Source organism: Cellulophaga sp. RHA19 (assembly GCF_002813425.1).
GTDB lineage: Bacteria > Bacteroidota > Bacteroidia > Flavobacteriales > Flavobacteriaceae > Cellulophaga.
The window spans coordinates 405,868-425,322 of sequence record NZ_PHUL01000001.1 but is presented as its reverse complement, the minus strand read 5'-3'; the positions used below and the strand labels follow the sequence as shown (position 1 = coordinate 425,322).

18 protein-coding genes are annotated in these 19,455 nt (G+C 29.7%); all 18 read right to left on the bottom strand.

Features of this window, described 5'->3' with window-relative positions; all coding sequences use genetic code 11:
- Positions 1–69: 69 nt before the first annotated feature.
- Positions 70–444, bottom strand: a complete 375-nt coding sequence (locus AX016_RS01835) for a cupin domain-containing protein (protein WP_100893982.1) — start codon at positions 442–444, stop codon at positions 70–72.
- Positions 445–512: 68 nt separating this feature from the next.
- Positions 513–1,061, bottom strand: coding sequence for a LemA family protein (locus AX016_RS01830; RefSeq protein WP_232732584.1), 549 nt, complete (start codon positions 1,059–1,061; stop codon positions 513–515).
- A 1-nt stretch (position 1,062) separates the two neighbouring features.
- On the bottom strand, positions 1,063–2,721 hold the full coding sequence (locus tag AX016_RS01825) for a DUF3137 domain-containing protein (protein ID WP_100893981.1): 1,659 nt from the start codon (positions 2,719–2,721) through the stop codon (positions 1,063–1,065).
- A 355-nt stretch (positions 2,722–3,076) separates the two neighbouring features.
- Positions 3,077–3,241, bottom strand: a complete 165-nt coding sequence (locus AX016_RS17165; protein WP_157811060.1) for a hypothetical protein — start codon at positions 3,239–3,241, stop codon at positions 3,077–3,079.
- 80 nt (positions 3,242–3,321) lie between these two features.
- On the bottom strand, positions 3,322–4,041 hold the full coding sequence (locus AX016_RS01820) for a hypothetical protein (RefSeq protein WP_157811059.1): 720 nt from the start codon (positions 4,039–4,041) through the stop codon (positions 3,322–3,324).
- A gap of 150 nt (positions 4,042–4,191) precedes the next feature.
- Entirely contained in the window at positions 4,192–5,856 is a 1,665-nt protein-coding gene (locus AX016_RS01815) for a MutS-related protein (protein ID WP_100893979.1), read from the bottom strand.
- 161 nt (positions 5,857–6,017) lie between these two features.
- Complete coding sequence (locus AX016_RS01810) at positions 6,018–7,073, bottom strand: ATP-grasp domain-containing protein (RefSeq protein ID WP_100893978.1); 1,056 nt, start codon at positions 7,071–7,073, stop codon at positions 6,018–6,020.
- A 275-nt stretch (positions 7,074–7,348) separates the two neighbouring features.
- Positions 7,349–7,765 carry a hypothetical protein gene (locus tag AX016_RS01805; protein WP_100893977.1) on the bottom strand — a complete coding sequence of 139 codons (417 nt, stop codon included), beginning with the start codon at positions 7,763–7,765 and terminating at the stop codon, positions 7,349–7,351.
- A gap of 170 nt (positions 7,766–7,935) precedes the next feature.
- Entirely contained in the window at positions 7,936–8,922 is a 987-nt protein-coding gene (locus AX016_RS01800; protein WP_100893976.1) for an alpha/beta hydrolase, read from the bottom strand.
- A gap of 339 nt (positions 8,923–9,261) precedes the next feature.
- On the bottom strand, positions 9,262–9,798 hold the full coding sequence (locus tag AX016_RS01795) for a hypothetical protein (RefSeq protein WP_157811058.1): 537 nt from the start codon (positions 9,796–9,798) through the stop codon (positions 9,262–9,264).
- Between the two features lie 41 nt (positions 9,799–9,839).
- Positions 9,840–10,832, bottom strand: coding sequence for a serine aminopeptidase domain-containing protein (locus tag AX016_RS01790; RefSeq protein ID WP_100893974.1), 993 nt, complete (start codon positions 10,830–10,832; stop codon positions 9,840–9,842).
- A 130-nt stretch (positions 10,833–10,962) separates the two neighbouring features.
- On the bottom strand, positions 10,963–11,523 hold the full coding sequence (locus AX016_RS01785; RefSeq protein WP_157811057.1) for a hypothetical protein: 561 nt from the start codon (positions 11,521–11,523) through the stop codon (positions 10,963–10,965).
- Between the two features lie 158 nt (positions 11,524–11,681).
- Positions 11,682–12,929: a DUF6161 domain-containing protein gene (locus AX016_RS01780; protein WP_100893972.1), complete on the bottom strand. Its 1,248-nt coding sequence runs from the start codon at positions 12,927–12,929 to the stop codon at positions 11,682–11,684.
- A gap of 220 nt (positions 12,930–13,149) precedes the next feature.
- Positions 13,150–13,758, bottom strand: a complete 609-nt coding sequence (locus tag AX016_RS01775; protein ID WP_100893971.1) for an RDD family protein — start codon at positions 13,756–13,758, stop codon at positions 13,150–13,152.
- Positions 13,759–14,033: 275 nt separating this feature from the next.
- On the bottom strand, positions 14,034–15,236 hold the full coding sequence (locus AX016_RS01770) for a GAF domain-containing sensor histidine kinase (protein WP_100893970.1): 1,203 nt from the start codon (positions 15,234–15,236) through the stop codon (positions 14,034–14,036).
- 135 nt (positions 15,237–15,371) lie between these two features.
- Positions 15,372–15,986: a tetratricopeptide repeat protein gene (locus tag AX016_RS01765; protein ID WP_198519395.1), complete on the bottom strand. Its 615-nt coding sequence runs from the start codon at positions 15,984–15,986 to the stop codon at positions 15,372–15,374.
- Between the two features lie 395 nt (positions 15,987–16,381).
- A complete protein-coding gene (locus tag AX016_RS01760; RefSeq protein WP_157811056.1) occupies positions 16,382–17,497 on the bottom strand; it encodes a hypothetical protein in 1,116 nt (371 codons plus the stop codon).
- Positions 17,498–17,499: 2 nt separating this feature from the next.
- Positions 17,500–19,425 carry an FAD-dependent oxidoreductase gene (locus tag AX016_RS01755; RefSeq protein ID WP_100893967.1) on the bottom strand — a complete coding sequence of 642 codons (1,926 nt, stop codon included), beginning with the start codon at positions 19,423–19,425 and terminating at the stop codon, positions 17,500–17,502.
- Positions 19,426–19,455: the final 30 nt, after the last annotated feature.

Below are 19,455 nucleotides of genomic sequence, written 5' to 3'. Positions count from 1 at the left end.
CGTGCAACAAAGCTTCGGAAATTTTAATAATAAGGTACTGTTTGTTTTTATAACAGCATTTTTTAAGTGTTATTTCTTATCTCCAAAATAAGAAACACCGTCACCGCTTAAGAAATCTTCTCTAACAGGACTAAACGTGTCTATAAGCATACCTTCTTCTAGGCAAACAGCGCTGTGCAGTAGATTAGGTTCTATGTAAACACCATCTCCTGCTTCAACAATTTTCTTTTCACCATTAATTTCAAATTCAAACTTACCAGATACACAGTAGGTAGCTTGCGTATGAAAGTGTTGGTGTGGAGCACCTAGTGCACCTTTGTTAAACTTTACTTTTACCATCATAATTTGGTTGTCATAACCTAAGAATTTTCTTGACACTCCTCCGCCAAGTTCTTCCCATTCTAAATCCTTTGTGGTAATAAATTTTTTACTAAATCGTTCCATTTTTTATACTTTTTAATGATTGTAGCAATATAATTTATTTTTAAGTATAAATATTGGTAATACTTTGTTTAATTAAACAATTCATTAGCATTTATGTTCTCTTGTTGCTCTTTAGTTGCGTATTGCCATTGGTAGCTTTTAAATCCAAATAGCTTAGCAACAGTATTTGCTGGGAATGTGCTAATAGAATTGTTATAATGTGTAATAGAGGAACTAATGTATCTTCTGCCAGCTGCAATTTGCTCTTCAGACTCGTTCCAACTATACTGTAAGTTGGTAAATTGTGAGTTTGCTTTAAGTTCTGGGTAATTTTCTACTTGTATCATTAAATTTTTTAAAGCCTGACTTCCTTCTTTCTCTATTGCTGGGTCTGAGTTAGATTTTGATGATCTTAGCGCCGTAATTTTTTCTAATGTACCTTTTTCATAAGTCATATATTGCTTTACTGTTTCAACCAAATTGGGTATAAGGTCGCTTCGTTTTATATAGGATGCGTCCAATGATGAAATTGAGTTTTCAATTTGGTTTTTGGCCCTTGTCATTTTATTAAAAATTGAAATGATTGTAATGACTATAACTGCAAGTACTACTAATGTTACTATTATTCCTGCTCCCATTTTAATTGTTTTTATTCCAGATGTTAATGTTTAATTTTAAATCGTCTATAATTGATAATTGGTTGTGTAAATTAGAATAAAACTCTAATAAGAGTTCATTGTCATTTTTACTTAAAGATTTAAATCTTCCAGGTTCAAAATTATTTAAACCGCTATTATTTAAGATTGATATTCTATTATTTTTAAAAGAGATAAATAAATCTCCTTTGGTTCTATTGGCTATTGATTTTATTTTGTCCATTAAAGCCGGAGTTAAAATGTACCTAGCTTCAGTTTGGTCATTACAATACACATTAAATAATTTAGAAAACTCTGGGTCTTCTAGCATTACTTTAGAGCCAAAATCATAACTAGTATACATATCTATATCTGTGGTTCTTGTACCTGCCATTCCTAGTGTTAAGGTTTCAGAAACAGAATCTATAACCTTCTTTTTAGAAGTTTTCTTTGGAACTAAATATAACTCTGAGCTAAATTTTTTGTTGAATTTAGCAATAAAAGCCTGACCATAAAAAACTTGGTCTGGACCACTTTTTTCACTAGAAAAGTTTTCTTGGTATGCTACATCAAGATCACTCATCTGAAAAGGTACTCCTTTGTGCGCTCCCAATATTTGGTCATTACCATCTATAATGTATTGTTTGTTTTGCAATAGACCAGTTTCTAGTAACTCTGGTAAGGTAATATGTCCGTGTAATACAAAATGAAAATTGGGGTTAATAAAGTCAATCATCGGTTTTAAAATTTTAGTTTTAAAACTATTACTAGAATTAGCAACTGTAACTGTACCTGGTTTAACTTTGCTAGTGCTAAGAGCAATTATATAGGCGTATGAAAGTCCAAATGCTATAAAGAAAGCATAAATGATATATTCTGATTTAAATGGAGTGTTTGATAACTGTAGATAAGCATATCCGCCTCCGAAAATAAGAACAATTATGACAGAAAATATAAGGTATTTTATGTACTTCTTTTTGTCTTTGTTTCTATCTTGCTCTAACTGGTTAATCTCATTAAATAATGTAGTATCTATAAATTTTTTAAATTCATCTTTAGGCTTTAGTGGATACTCTATTTCTTCGTTTTTATTTTCACTGGTACTGTATAATTCATCCCAAGCTTTATTTATTTGTTCTGTGTTTACACCACTTAATATTAGCTTTAAATCTGGAATGTCATAGGCTTCAATAGGTAAGTCGTAAGGTTTGTATTTGGTATCTTGGTCTAGTACTATGGTAACATATTCTACAGGAGCTAGCCTTATGTTAATTTTTAAAAGCGGTATTATAATTTTATATACAGTTCTTTGTTCTATGTTAGATGCTATAGCACCATTATCAATTTTAAGAATAAGTTCATCTATTAATTTAGGCCTTTTTGTTAAGGCAATAAGCTTTAATACTGGTGCAGCTAACATAGAAACTAGTATAGCAGGCACAATTAATTTGTAGTAAAAAGGGGTTTCGTCACTATTTGCAGTGTCTGTAATTCCTTTTAGCATATTTTGTATATAGCTGGCAACAGCGTCATAAGCATATACGTATACTAAACTTGCAACAATTGCTATGGCAACTATTATTAATATGAAACCTAATAATGAAAGTTTTTTATCTCTTTGGTGTGCGCTTAACAGTTGTTGTTTTAATTGTGTAGTTGTCATAATTCTTTAATTGGCCTAATAAACGTTGGTTTTTATTAAATACTTAGTGCGTAAATACTTTATTTTTGGGTGATATTTATGTAGGGCAATTTAGTATTGTTTTTATTAATGAGAAAATAGAATACCGAATTTAATTCTTAAATTTTTTACTAAGAGTAAATTATATGTATTATAAGGCTTAAAAAAACTATAAAAAATGGCTTAAGCTATAGATATATTTATTTTAGAACGTTTAACTTTTTTAAAGCCATAAGAGTTAAATTCATTCTTTTTTTTATAAAAGTATTTAATTAAAAATCTTTATTTGGCTCTAAATTGGTTGCAAAAAAGTAGGTGTCTTGTTTTAAGTCATAAATTAATATTGCTCCTTTAACATTAAAAGAATTAATAATAGCCTTAAATTCTTTTTTTCTATCTCCAGACTGGCAGCAGATGTAACACTTTTTTCTGTGTTTTTATGTTTCTTTTTACAAGAAGAAATACACAGAACTAAAGATAATGTTATAATTGCTACTTTCATTATTAGAGCAATATAGATTGTTGTTTAAAGCAACATTTAAAGGTTATCACATTGCTATATATGATGTTTTTTTATACTCTTTATTTGACTATTAATATACCTGTCACTTTATTAATTTCAAACCCTAAGTTTATATTTTCACCCTTATCATTAATTAAACTATTAGAAGAATTATAGTAGTTAAATTCAGCTCCCAGTTCTAGTTCTAATTTATTATTATCAATATCATTATTATTGTTAAAAATTAGAATATCTCCAAAATCATACAGTAAATGAACCTTTTTATCACTATAATATTCTTTGCTGTAAGCGTTATGTAATGCTTTTTGTTTATTATTTTTTAGAGATATTTTTTTAGTTTTTTCAAAATCTGAAATTGACATTACTTTGTCTATTTTAAAAGAGTCAATTTGATTTAAAGAGAAATCATATTCGTTTTTAAGAATACTTTTTTTTATTTCGTCTAATTGTTTTTGGTTTGTTTCAGATTCAAATTTATCATACCAATACTTTGTTTGGTCATAATAAGAAGCCTCAGGACTAGGGTTAATTGTTTTTGTTTTAAATTCTATAATTGTATCTTTAGTAATAACGCAAAATCCATATTCTATTTTCATAGGACTATAAGCGCCCATTTCGTTTTTTGTAAAACGAGTTTTGCAAAGTATCTCACCTTTTTTATTAATTGAAATAGGTTTAATTTCTGCATGAACATAGGAAGGGCCTGTTGAGTTAGTCATTGATGCAAACAGGAGCAAAAGTATTAGCAAACAGAATGTAATTATACTTCTATATTTCATTTGGATAAGATTGTTTCATTTTAATATTTACTAACAGTTAGGCTTTGGGTAGTTACTAGTTTAAGTACCTAATTTAGTAAATAAAAATCGAATAGAATATTCCGAGAGTGCCAAGGCTTCGGGATTTGTAAGTAGCCACTAGACAGGCAATTAATTACATATGGTATTGGCAAATGTTATTTTTTCAGTTTCTCTTGCGTCTCCTATTATTTCCTTCGGAAAATTGTATAATTCTAATATCTTAATTGCGTTTCTAGTTTTTAATTTTCCTTCTTTTAGTTTATGGTCAAAAGTGAGCTCATTGTTTTCTATTAACTCACTAAAATGAAATAATTCAAAATTCTCTTTATTTAAAATATTGGTTAATTCAATGTCGTGTGTCGAAACTAAAACAACGTTATTTCCTTTATTAAGATATGATAATATAGCTTTTCCTCCCGAAATTCTCTCTATTGTATTAGTTCCTTTAAAAATTTCATCTAATACAAAAAGACAAGGATTTTTACTGTTAGAGGCATCTGTTAATTCTTTAATAGTTAAAACTTCCTCAAGATAATAACTTGTGTTTTCTAATATGTCATCAGTAATTCTTATTGAAGAATACAATTTAAAAAATGGAGCAACATATTCTTTTGCAAAACAAATATTGATTGTTTGTGCTAAAACACTGTTTATTGATACACTTCTAATAAATGTTGTTTTCCCAGACATATTTGAACCAGTTAGTAATAAGCTTTTATTTAATAAATCTAAACTGTTGACTATACAGTTTTTAATCAATGGATGATAAATATCTTTTACAACTAATTCCTTTTCTTCTATAAATTTCGGTTCGCACAATTCATATTCACTTGCTTTTAATGAAGCTGTCGATATAGCAGAATCAATTTCGCCTATAAAATGAAACATATTTTTAAGGTCTTTTTTCCTTTTTGTAATTGAATCAATAAAACTATAAAAAATAATATACTCAAAATTTAAAAGAACTTTTATAAATTCTGTTACTATCCAAAAAGCAATTGCAAATTCATTATCAACTTTTTTCTCAAAACTTATAAAAGCTGTTTTTAAACTAATTGCTTCAATTTCTTTTATAAATGAAGTGTTGTTAAAGTGATTTTTAATTTTTGGATAACTGACAAGATTTTTCGAAACAACAAGTGCTTTAGAAAGTTGGCTTACACCATCAATATAATTTGAAACTTCCCATTTATTCTTATAATGAAATACCATATTTGTTGCAAGTATAGGAATAAGGAAAATGAAAAATATAGGAAAGAAAAAACCTAAAAAAATAAAAGATATTGATAAAATAGATAATGTATAAATTAACCAAATAATTTTTGGTTTTTCAATTGGTTGTGATGTAACTAAACTTTCAAGTGAGTAAGAATCATTAGAATTTAAACTCGTTAAATTTAATTGAGCTTTTAATCTTAAATCTTCATTTTCTTCAAATAGAAGTGTTAAATTACTAAAATCCTTTAATTTATCTTTGTTTTTAATTGACCTTAATTTGTAATACAGATATTGTTGTCCAATTTTTGAAGAAGTTCTGTCAATTATTTTAAAAGTTTCATTAATGTCTAAATCAGTTGCGCATCTATCAGATATGGTATGAAAGGCATCTTTTTTTTCGTTGTTATTATTAAAATATTTTTCTATTGACACAAAATGAAATTCATCTTTGCTTTTTTGTTTACTCCAATTGTTTACTAAATTATTTAGAGTTTTTTTTCTTCTTTTTTTCTTTCGGTAATTACTTAAAAGATAGAGTAAAATTAAAATGATAATAACTCCTAAAATCCAATTCATATTCTGTAAGGTTAGTTTTTTAATTGTTTACGTGTTTGTATATGGTTTATCGCGTGTTTCATAAACCAATTTAGCAAATACAAACCAAATAAAAAATCTGCTAACTCCTACGTTTCGGGATTTGTAAGCAGCCTACAACTAGCTATTATATTTAAACTTTGTTAGCTGTTGAATTTCCATTTTTGATTCAAGATATTACTTAATAAATCAAAGTAATTCCATCCTATTTTTCTTGCAGAAAGTAGAGTTAGGCTGTCTTGTTTTTTTCTATGAGGTCTAGAAGGTCCAGTCATATTCGGTTTCATATTTAGGTCAAATAAAAAATATTTTCCTTCATCGTTAGCTCTACAATCTATTCTAATTGGTGCCTTTATTTCAATTAGTTGGGCCGACTTAATACAATGCTCATATACTTCTTGGATTTCAGTTGTTTGCAACTCCTTATCGCTCAAAACTTCACTGTTTTCCATCACAGCTACGGTTCCGTTGTAAGGTGCAATTCCATTATTGTGATTAAATCGTTTAACAGCAGGCAAACACCAAGGTCTATTAAAATATTCTTTTTTGTTATTGATTACATAATTCCCCTGAGGCATTACAGTAATTGTAATTTCTTGTCCATATAAATATTGTTCTACATAGGCAGCATTTCCGTAACTACTTTTTTTAAATATCTTGTTAAGATTGTTTGTGAGTTCTTTACTGTTTTCAATCTTAGTAACTCCTTGACTACCTCTTCCTCTAATAGGTTTAAGAACAACCGGAAACTCTAATTCTAGCAATAAATTATTGTAGTTCTCTATAGTTATTAATTCATTTTTAGGAATAGGAATATTATTAGATTTTAATAAACTATTAGTAAACATTTTATCATCATAAACATCAACTAATTTAGTTGTTTGTCCTACAAATTCTAACCCTTTGTTAAAGTAATTTTCTATGTTATGGTGTTTATATAAAACGGTATTTAGCCAAAAGATTTTTGCACCCTTTTGTAATGCCGCTTCAATCCCTATTTTTGTATCAGGAAAAACCCAATCTTTATCATTGTTTTGATTTGGATTTTCCACAGGTGTAATTACATTAATATTGTTTTTTATTAATTCAAAGGCAATATCAGCTCCGCTATCAGAATAACCTCCTGGTTTCATAGGTTTTTGAATTCCATCTTTTACAGGCGTAATTTGAGCTTGGTATAGTATTGCTATTCTGTTCATTTATTTTTGTTTAGCGGTTGTTTGTATAGGTTTTAGGCAATTAAATTTAAACCGCTTTATGTTTTATAATCATTTTTATAAAATGTTTTACCCTTCAAAGTCACCACAATCTTCAAATTCAAATTTGTCTTCTTTAAAAGTGAAATAATCAGTTACTCTAGCACCAATATAATTATGCGGAAATTCACCAATTACTTTAAGTTTATATACTAATTTATTATCCGTTTTTATAAAAAGTAGATTCAATTCTTTACCGCTATCATTATTTAGTTGAATTAAGATGCCATCATTTTTTTCTTTTTTATTAATTCAGTTATTTTTCCAATTCCAAAAACAAAGAGCGCAATAATTCCAGAAAAAATTAATCCAGTTATAAATGAAAAATTTCTTCCAGTATCACTTGTCATATTTTTCATTGCTTCTTGCTGTTCAGGCGTAATTTCATTTCCGCTAAAAAATCCGTCTTTATTTAAGTCAAATTTTTGTAGAGTCAGTTCCGATGTAAAGTCAGAATACGTCGCTCCTCCAACAATCAGAAGATAAAGTCCTAAAAATACAGTTGTGCTTATCCAAAACCATTTCCATTTCCCATTCGCGAATAACTTTTTTCTTTTAAGAAATATTACTCCCAAAGCTATTATTGAAATCAGGCTTGGAATTATTAAGTGATATGGTAAAGTTATTTCGCTCATTAGTTTTCTATAGGTTTTGTTAAATTACACACAACGGTTTTGTATATGGTTTGTTTCGTGGTTAAGCAACTAAATTAACAAATAAAAACCGAATAGAAAATCCACGAAGATTTTCGTAATTAGGCTAGAACTAGCAATAAATTATATACGCTGTTAGAGGTAGTTTTCTGCTATTTTTTCATTTTCTTTTGTAATCTATTTTCAATTTTTTCTTTGTCGGAAACTGAAACTTCTTTATCTAATTTTAGTTTGTTTAAAGCTACTTTATAGGCTTCGTTTGCTTCTTTATATTTTTCGAGGTGTTTTAGTGCGTCAGCTTTTAGTTCGTAATGTTGCCAGAAATCGGGAAATGACTTTATTCGATTATTTTGGTCGATAATAACGCTATTCCATTCTAGTTGATCAAAACAAAAATTTAAACCTAAACCAAAGCCAACAGTCGGTGAAGAATTATGATTAAAACCAACCAAATCATTGTATTGAAAGTTGATATTATTGTCTCCTTTCTCTAAAATGGTTGTGAATTTGAAAAAATCTTCACGTAATGAAATGTCATCCCATCTTTTGTCGCCAATTGCTAGATAGAGATTACCAGTTAGTTTTGATTCTTTTCCAAGTTCTTTTTTTACAATGTCATAAATGTCGGAATCATTTGGCCAATACGCTGGACTTATAGATATGCAATTATTAAAAACTGTATTATTTTTCAAGAAACAGTAAGTTGAAAAATAACCACCAAAGGAATGTCCCACAATAGTAATTTTCTTTTTGATATTGTACTTATTGGCTATCATTGGAATGACATCACTATCTAAAAACTTAAAAAGTTTCTTTTTTTCTACCAATTCTTCATTTCTGTCTTGGTGAAAAATACCTACTAAAATACTTTGAGGAATATCATCGTATAGATATAAATTATTCGTTGCTTGTAAAATTGTTCCAGTAATTTCCTCATTATCGCCATCTACATAAACGATAAGGTTTTTTGGTTCTTTTATTTTTTCATAATCTAATGGTAAACTAACCGTTATTTTTCGTTCTGTATCAAATATTTTAGATTTTATGATTAAGGTATCTGGCTTAGAATAAAATGAGTGAGATTGACAAAAAGAATTTGTTGTTAAGAATAATAAAAAAATTGATACTATTAATTTCATTTTGTGTTTAATTTTTTAATTGGTTTTTCAAATCTTGAGTAACTTTTTGTTAATTTGATTATTGTAAATTTTTTAATTCTTGTAAAACGTTTCCTCAAAATAACCGATTCTTTTTGGAAATGAGTGGAATTGCCCCTAACGGCTTTGGCTATGATTAGTAAGGGAATAAAAAGGCACTTTTGTTTCCGTTTAAGTGATTAGCCAAATGTTTTTGTTTGTTTTTATCTTTTCATTATTAAAAGCCAAAACAAAAGATTTGGTAGACTTTATAAAAATACACTAAACTTTGAGTTAAGTACTAAAACCTGCATTACGTGTAGACTTTTTTTTCCAACGTTTTTATTCTCCGCCCCAATCAGGATATTGTATTAGTCCCCAAAAATATCCGCTATTTTTATTAATAATATAAATTACATACTGATGCTCTCTTTTAATTGTCTTTAAGTATGTATGTTGATTTTTAGTAATCGGTTGAATACTGTCATTCATAAAAGTTGTTAAACTTTTAATCATTTGGTCATCCTCTGAGCCATGTAGTTTAAAGAGTTCGTTTTCTATCTTATCAGAATATTGATGCATTTCGTTTTGTATAATGAACTCTGATGCGGTTTTCGGGTCAAATTCTAGATGCACCCATATCATTCCTTCTAAACTATCGTAACAGTCAATTATTAAAATATTTTTTGGAAACTTAAATCCGCTTGTTTTTTCAAAGAACTCAAATCCGCAACTCGATTCTGTTTTTACATTTTTACAAGAAATTAGTGAAATGAAAAGTATTAAGGCAAAAGTCCATCTGCGTAACAGTTGTGTTTGAATGAAAAGTCCATCTGCGTTCTGTTTTTTTAATCCAATATTTCTTTTTCTAATGGTCAATTTAAGAGGGTTTTTGATTTTTAGTAAAATGTTGTAGACAGTTATTTTTCTATTATCCAATTAATAATCATATTGAGCGGTTCTTTATCCATTTCGTAAAGTGATGAGCCAACTTTACCATTTCTATTGGTTAAATAATGATTCAGACTATCAAATTCTCTTATTTCAATATTAGGATTTCTAAAAGATTTTACTAAATCAACTTCTTGCTTGTGATTAATAATTTTATCCTTTGTTCCTGTAAGATATAAAGTTTTTATAGAAAGATCCTTAACTGTATCTTCTAAATTAGTTCTAGCCATTTCTACTAAAAAAGTGTCTTTTAACAATACTATAAACCTTTTATTAAATCCTTTTTCTCTGATATACTTCTTTATTTCCTTTTTACAAGAATTAGGTGTGCTTTTACTTATTAAGTCTATATATCCTTTCAAAAATGACGTAATTTCTGTTTTGGTTTTTTCCTTGCGCATTACTTCTGGAATACTATTTTCATAATTCCTTTCAAATTGGTTAACTAGAAAAGCTCCATTTTTTATAATTGGTGTTTCAATTAAAATGACGAAATCTAAATCATTGTTAATAACATTAAGAGTTGCAATTCCACCAAGGCTGTGTCCTATTATGCCAAATTTTTTATCGAGAAATTGTTTTTGTAATTCCTTTAATGCGTAGCTTAAATCAGTTGACAAATCTCCCGCTAACTCAGAATAATCTCCTTCAGATTTCCCAATTCCACGCTCGTCAAATCTGTAAACGGCAATATTGTTTTTTAAAAATTCTTCTGCTAACACAAAATGAGAGTGTCTTGTGTCTCGTCCACTTCCAGGTACGATAATTACTATTTTTTCAAAAACAGTTTTTGGTGTTATTAAGGTTCCAGAAAGTTTTAAATTATCATTTGTATTTTCAAAGTCAATTTCTTTAAAATCATAGTATTCTTTATTACTAATTTCTTTTTCATAATCATAAATATTCTGAGAACTAACGATTGCAAAACAAAATAATAAAATAAGCAAAAAAGTTTTTTTCATAATTGTGGTAACGTGTTTGTATATGGTTAGTTGCGTGTTTAAGCAACTAATTTAGCAAATACAAACCAAATAGAAAATCCGCGAGGATTTTCGTGAGTAGGCGAGGACTAGCAATAAATTATATACAGTGTTAGCCACTGGTTTTATTCAGTTCTACATATTTTTTTACTTTCGGAATTTTCAAATAATCTTCGTCATCCAAATACTTACATATTTGATAAGAGTCAATTTCAGTCAATCTTTCCAACAGTTTTAATTCCTCTTTTTTATTTAATTTTTCTGACCAAATAAATTCAAAAAGTCCTTCTGCTAACTTTTGTTCAGCATTAACATTTTTTTCGGTTTTTAATTGTTCAATTATTTTTTCAATTCCGAGTTTCAATATGTTTAAGTCAAAATCGGCAATGTCAAATTCAAGAAAATCACAAAGAATTGCAGATGCAAATTCTCTTGTTTTTTCCTCTGATGCTTGAGTATCTTTTATTAACCGCTTAAAAAAATCAGTTTTTGAGATTTTTTCTCCAAAAGAAAGTTGGTTTTCAGTTATTCGCTCAATATTATTTTCTTTATCGAAACTGACAGAATATTTTTCCGCCATATTTTCAGAACTCCAACTATTCAGTTCAAGAGTAATTCCTGTCTTTTCGGAATTCAATAATTTACATTTATGTCCGATGAATGTTTCTTTCATAGCAGTTTGTTCAACTTGTGGCCAACGTAATTGTATATGGTTTGCTGCGTGTTTAAGCACTAAAGTTAGCAAATAAATCACAGATAGAAAGTCCGCGAGGACTTTCGTAAGTAGGCTATAACTAGCAATGAATTATACACGGTGTTAGCCATCTGGCTTTATTTTCCAATTATTTTTCCTATTAAATCATTCGGCATTGTTGGACCCGAATCATCTTTAAGTAATCCTGTTTCCGCTCTACTAAAAAGAGATTGTAAAATTAACTTTCTGTCATCGTCATTTATATTCGTATCCTTGAGTAAAGCTAAATAGAAAAAAGTTAAAGTGTGTCTTTCTTCTGCGTCTCTTGCAAGGTGAAAAGAACTAAACATAACTTTAGTTATTGCCTTGACAGCAAATGCTAAAAGTGAAATTAAAGCAATAAAAACAATAGACCATCTAACTATTGCTGTTGCATTTCCTTTAAATACTGTCTTAAATATCCAATCAGGTGAAGTGATTAAGATTATGGCAAAGAATATTCCAGAAACTGCAACCATAGTTAATAATATATTCCTCGCTTTAATTGCATCTTCTCTATATTTATTGGATTTAGTTCTCCAATATCGTGCAGGTGCTTCTAATTGTAGTTTTTTACGATATGTATCCTCTAAATCTGTTATTTTTTTCTTTGAGTCAACATCAAATTCGGAAAAACCATTTTGAGAAGATTTTAACCACTCATTAAATTCAGTTTTTTTAGATTCAAGTAATCCGTCTATTTCTGCTGTTTGACCAATTAAATTTTCTTTAGACTTGTCAAGAACTTCATTAATCTCTCCTTCAGTTTCGGAAACGTAATTTTCAAATGAGTTTCTTATTGTTGAAATTGCAGCTCTTTCATTTGAACGTCTTTTTGAAATATCAGTCCTTCCTTGATTTTTATACTCATAAGCTCTTATTAAACCTGTTAATAAATCATTTGTGTTTATTGTTTCATTTTGACCTATTATAAAGTTATATGCGCCTTTTACATAGTTTGGATTTTCTTTATGTAGTTCTTCAAGAAATTTTGTGATACTTGAATCAGATGTAAATACTTTCGTTCTATTATTTGTTTCTTGTTTTTGGATTAGAGCTTTAATTTGTTGCCATTTACTTTCAATATTGTAATGACCTCCATTTACTAAATCAAGTAATTGAGATTTTAATTTTTTGAAATGTTCTTTAGAATTATTAAGATAAGAAGGAAGTTCTGTGCTATTCCATCCTTTATTTTGCCTTAGTACAAAACCATAAATTGCATCAATTCCTTTTAAGTCAATAGTGAAATCTATATGAGGATAATTTATATGTACAGTGCAACTTTTAAAAAAGTCTTTATGTTCAGATTGGTTAATTTCTATTCTTAAATCTTTTATCGTCATTTTTTTTCAGCTTGTGGCTAACGTTAAGTATAAGAAACGTAGGGCAGGTGATAAGCACTATCGTTTCGATTTATTACTTAGCTAAATATAAATATTTTGCTTTTATCTTTTGTTCTATAAACGCCAAATTTTATATTTAGCGGACTTTGTAAATATTTACAGACCTTTCAATTTAGCACAAACGCCCTATGTTTTCTTATACATTGTTAGCATTAGTACTTTATTCACTTTTGTCTTTAATCACTTTTGTTTTCGATAAAAAATCGTGAATTCCATTTTTCATAAATAAAAATGAAATTCGGTCAAAAGGAATTAATCTGCAAAAAGTTCGAGAAATTATATCAGCACTTTCAGGCTTTTCTCCGTTCAATTTCACAACTCGTGTTTTCGTAATAAATTTTCCAATAGTTTTTTGAAATTTAATTTCCATCAATGAATGATATGCGAAAAAAGGGACAAATATTATTACTAGATTAATAATTCCAACAATAAAGCCATTGCTGGTTGAAACACTAGTTGGAATAATTATCCAAAAAAGGAAATAGGTAATAACAATAAGAATATACCAAATAATTGAGTCAATTATTAAATTCAAAAACCGTATTCCAGAACCAACTACCTTCGAGTCAACTTTATCCTTCTCAATTCTTTCCTTAGTTGTTTTTTCTTTTATTTCCTCAAATTTATTCGTGTCAATATTCCGTTTTGCGATTTCCGATTCAGCAGCCTCAATTGCAATTGGGTTATATTTATCTCTTTCGGCTGTTACAATCTTTACTAACTCTTCATCGGTTCGTTCCGACATTGTTTTCGCAAATTCGTTTTCCATTCAGATTGGTTTTTCGGTATTAATGCTAACTATAAATAAACACAATTAATTGCGTTTATTCCTCCAATATGGCTGTGTAAACGCACATTTTGGTTTTTAGTTTATTTTTCTTACAATTTATAAATGTTTTTTTACAGCAAAAAATAAAATGTATGGTTGTGCCATTTTATTACTTTTTTGGTGTTAATACGTGTATAGTTTGTATGTAAAAAAAGCCTTGGTAAAATACCAAGGCCTTTGTTGTATGGCTACAACTTTACTTATAATTAAAGTTTTTATTTTTTTATGCTAAAACTAAATTTTGCTCCTTCGCCAACTTTAGAGGTTACATAAATGCTGCCACCAGATTTTTCTACTATTTTTTTTACTGTAGCCAAACCTATACCATTACCACGTACGCCGTATTTGTCTTGGTTGGCATTAACTTCAAATATTTTAAATATCTGTTCTTGCTTTTCTGTAGGTATTCCTGGGCCATTATCTAATACATAAAAATAGTAATGAGTATCAGAGTCAGATACACCTAGCTCTATTTTTATTTGTTCTTTATCATTATATTTAATGGCATTGGTTACCAAGTTTATTAATATTTGGTCTAATGCAGTTTCATTAAGGTACAAGTCTGTAATTGTATTTTTTAAAGTAAAATCTATATTTTGTTCAAAAGAAAAGAGTCCAAAAATGGTGTTTTTAACAGTTTCTACTTTTACGTCTACTTTATTTTTACCTAAAATACTTTCGCTTCTGCTGTAATCTAACAAACCTTCTATTAAGCCTTTTAACTTGTCTGATGAGTCTATAATCATCTTTAAAATTTGTTTGCCCTCATCATCTATTTTAGCTTCATATATGTCTAAAAACATACTTGTTAAACTAGATACGTTGTTTAAAGGAGACTTTAAATCGTGTGCAGCAATAAAGGCAAAGCGTTCTAGGTCTACATTTTTTTCTTCTTGCTTTTGTAGCTCTTCTTCTAATCTTTTTTTACTTTTTCTAAGGCTAAGTAAGTTCATTACTTGTTTAGATAGTGCTTGTAAAGATTTTTGCTGATGCTCTGTAAGTGTGTTTGGTTTTTGGTCTACAACACATAATGTGCCTAGTGGCAAACCTTCTTCTGTAGTAAATGGTACGCCTGCGTAAAACATTACACTAGTGTCTCCGGTTACCAATGGGTTATCATGAAAACGTTCGTCCTCACTAGTATTTGGTACCATAAAAACCTGATTGTTTTTGTGTATGGCGTGCCCACAGAACGATATTTGTCTGTCCATTTCATCTACATCTATACCATAGCTAGACTTAAACCACTGCCTATCTTTATCTATAAACGTTATCATGGCCATAGGCATATTGCAGATTTCTGCAGCTATAGCTGTAATGTTATCGTAGTCAGACTCTGGTAAGGAATCTAATATAGAGTAAGATTGTAGAGAATCTAACCTTTCTCGTTCTTTAATATGTTCTTTTGGTGCTATCATAGGTAGTAGCTTTTTTTACTTACAGTAGGTTGTAAAAAACGAAAAAAACGTATTTCACAGGACTTTACATACCTTTAAACGATGATTTGTGCATTATATTGTACAATAGTCAATAGCTTGCCAACTACAATTACACTATATATTTTTGTATTTATTGTATTGCTCTGTTTTGCCTAGTTTTAGGTATAGTTTTAATAATTTTTGATGAGAATTTGCGCGTCCTTTTTTATGGTTGTCTACAGCAGATTTCCATACTTTTTCGGCATTTGCTAAATCTCCTTTTTTGTAATATGCTTCTCCTAATAGGTTTTTAGTAAAAACAGATGTAGAGTCTAACTCTAGGTATTTAATAGCTTGGTCGTACTTTTTTAATTTTAAATAAGCATTTCCTAAATTGTATACCACATCTAAGTTTCCGTTATCTGCTAATTTTTTACTATATTTTATAGTGCCTTCATAATCTTCATTACTGGCGCACAAAGATGCTAATATCTGAGCAGCAGAACTATTGCCTTGCTCAAAACTCATCTTATAGTATTTTTTAGCTTCGCTAAGGTTGTGGTTGTTAACGTAGAGTAGGGCTAACTTGTTCATAGACCTAGTGCTGCCGTCCTCAATAGCCAATTTGTAGTATTCTATGGCTTTTTCGGTTTCTCCGTTTTGTTTGTACTTGTCTGCTAATGACTCATTAGATGGGGAGCAACTAGTTAACAGAAGCACAAATACAGAAATCTGTAGTAAGTTCTTCATTTTCATAGGTTAAAGTTCTTAGGTTTGTATATTTTCTTTTTTACCTATAATAGTGTTCAAATATTATAAAACCTCTTTTGGGGAAAAGAAGAACGGTTAAAAAGAACATTTAATTTTATTTCATTTACAATCTTTTATTAGTTAATAACTGGGTGTTTACCACCTTAAAGGTAAGTTATTTAGGTCACAAAAATAAGGTTATTCTCTCAAATCTAAAAAAACTTTCTAATTAATTAACATATAACGTTTTAGTAGTTGTTTCTAGTTTTTTAAGTATGTTAGTTATATGGTCACATTTTATAACCTAATAAATGTATCTAAAGTTTAATTAGTACATAACTTTAAGTTTGTATTTTTTTTCTAAAAATGGATGGTTTAAACTGTAGGGAAGAAGTTTATATTTTGTTCTTGTATAATTTTTTAAACTTAATAACTGCTTGGTTTTGTGTGTTGCTTAGCTTTTTGTTTGATAAAAACCAGTATACACGCCTTGCAGTTAAAAAATCTCCGTTTAGTAAAGGAGTTAGGTTGTTTGCCGTTTGGTTAGAGAAGTATTGTTTTTCTTCTAGCATATGTATTAAAGCATCTACTTCTTGGTAAGTTTGTAATGTATTTGCATAGCTGCTAATGCTTTCTAAATAAGTGGGAGTTGCTTGTTTACTTGTTGTTGTAATAGATTTTAAAGCCGCTATTTTTTGCTCAGAATTTCCTTTAATAAATAACTTTTTTATGCTTTTAAAATAGATGTTTTTTGTAGCGTTTTCAAAATAAGTAATTGTTGGTTTTGCAATTGCTGTTGTATTATTAATATGTTTAAAAATAGCTTCTAAATACGTTTTTTTATATAGTTTTCTGTGGGTTAGTTCTTTTAAAGCTAAGGCGTAATACGTAGGCTTTTTGGTTTTTATGTAAGCTGCTAATTGTTTTGCAGAAGCAGTTTTAGCGGTTAAGTGTTGTATGGTAGTAACTACATCTCCGTTTGCCCAATGCCATAGAGTAAAACAGGTAAGTGCAGCTCCGGGCACTGTATCTTTGGTGTCTAGTTCTAAAGCTGTGGCACCAGATATTGCGTCTACATTAGTGCTAAGTTCATTTTCTACGGTTAATATATCGTCTATAAAAACCTCTTTAAATGGCGAGTTTTTATTTAAAAGAATACGGTGTAGTTTTTTGTAGTCGTTAGCAGTAAACACATCTGCTTCGTATTTTTCTAGGGTAGCTAATTCTTCAAGCTCGTAACGTTGGTAATTACCTATGTCATCCCAATGTAAACGTACAGGAATTATTTTACACACATTTTCTAAACATATTACAGATTCTACATCCATAAAATACCCTGTAGTAAAACCGGCTTTATCTTTTACTTGGGTTAATACCGTATTAACAGGCATTTTTTCTCCAGGATGATGAATAGTAACCTTGTGCTCTATGTAGTTAAGATTATTGTGATTCTCTTTTTGAAAAAAAATCAAGAAGAAAATCACAATAAGTATGTGTAGTTTATTTAGCATAATTATTTATAACAACGAACCTCAAACAGTTTTACATCATTAGCTCCGTAGGTTTCTGTTACTTTTATTTTAACAGCGGTTACTTTGCTACTGTTAAACTTAAATTTAATAAGCCTAGTTTGGTTATTGTCAATAGCTCCTAAGTCTGTCCATTTACCATTTATCCTACCTTCAATTTTAATAGCTTTTACCATTTCTTTTGGTACACCATTTGTAAATAACTCATCATTTCTGCTGTCTTTACGCATCATAATATTACGGTTTACATTTGTGTCGCATTTTATTTCTACGGCAGACAATGCTGTAGGTGCATCCCACTCTAATTGTAATTCTGCAGGTAAGCCTTTAGACATCCAATGGTTAATTTTACCATCTATATCTCTAGAAATTCCGTTGGTAAGTAGTTTGGCATCGCCAGAAGAAGTTGTAGAGGCAAAAATTAAGCTTGCTTTTTTTGCTAAGTCTTTAAGGTCATTTGCAGGTCTTTTAGGTATGTAAACATCATCTCTAAGCAATTGTTCTTGCAAATCGTTTATATGGTTTTTGCCTACTTCTCTGGGTAATATTTTCTTTTTAGTACAAATACTGGCTGCGGTACCAACAGCTTGCCCCATTAGTGCACAAGTTGCCATTATACGGCTAGATGATAATGCTATGTGGGTTTGACTAGCATTACGACCAGCAAACATTAAATTAGAAATATTTTTAGAGTATAAACTTCTAAACGGAAATTCATAAATATTATGAAAATGATAATGAAAATGAGTTGGTGGTTCAGAGATATTATCTATGCCTCCAGGAATGTGTTCGTCTATTGGCCAACCACCAAAAGCAACTGCATCTGGGTAATGTTTGTGCTCTGTTAAATCTTTTTCAGACACAATATAATCACCTATAAAACGACGAGATTCTCTACGGCAAGGCAAAGAACCAACCCAGTCTAAAGCTAAGTTTTCTGCCTCAGGAAATTTCCCGGAATTTTTAATAAAATCCCATACTCCGTGCAAATACCCCATTAAACGATGTCTGTTTTTTTCAAAATCTGCAATAATATCATTATCACTACCAAGCTCTACCCACCAAAGTCCGTCTTGGAAACCAGCAAATTTGCGTTTAGGATGTGCTTTTTCAAAATCATACTTTATTGCAAATGACGGTGGACTATATTTCATAGGTTTTCCCATATCTACAGAAGACATTAATAATGTGGCACCCATTTGCCATCCATCTGCAACTTTTGGCGCGTAGGTTTCATTAAATTCTGATGCAGCTTCTCTTCCTGTTCTGTATTCTGCTCCTGCGGTTGCTGCAAGTAAGCCATCTCCAGAACAGTCTATAAAAATAGAGGCATTAAGTGTGTACAGCATTTCTGTAGAAGATTGCCAACACATTGCAGCCGTAATTTTGTTGCCATCCATAACAGCTTCTATTGCTTGTGTATTTAGCATTAGTGTTAAGTTTGGCTCGCGGGTTACAAACTCGTATAAAACATGATCAAAAACAGGAAAAGATTCTTGCTCATTATAAAACCTGTTTAAAAGCAACATTTCTTCAATAATACCCGTTTCTCTTTCTGCTTTGCCACTTTTTAATCTGTTTACACCGTTTAAATGCACTCGCATTTCGCTTGATGCATTTCCGCCTAATACAGCTCTGTCTTGTACAAGTACGGTTTTAGATCCGTTACGAGCAGATGAAACTGCGGCACTAATACCAGCTGCTCCACCACCAATAACAACTACGTCATAGGTTGCTGTCTTTTTTCTGTTTGGCATACCTGTTTTGCCGCTTCCTAAATGATACCACTTGTCAGTATCTCTATTGTAAACAATATCTTCTGGGCCAGAGTGTGCTGTTGTTATCATAGGAATAACACTAGCAGCAACAGCAGCTTTAGTTCCTTTTTTAAAAAAATCTCTTCTTTCCATAATTCAGTATTTTGTATAATAAGTAGCTTG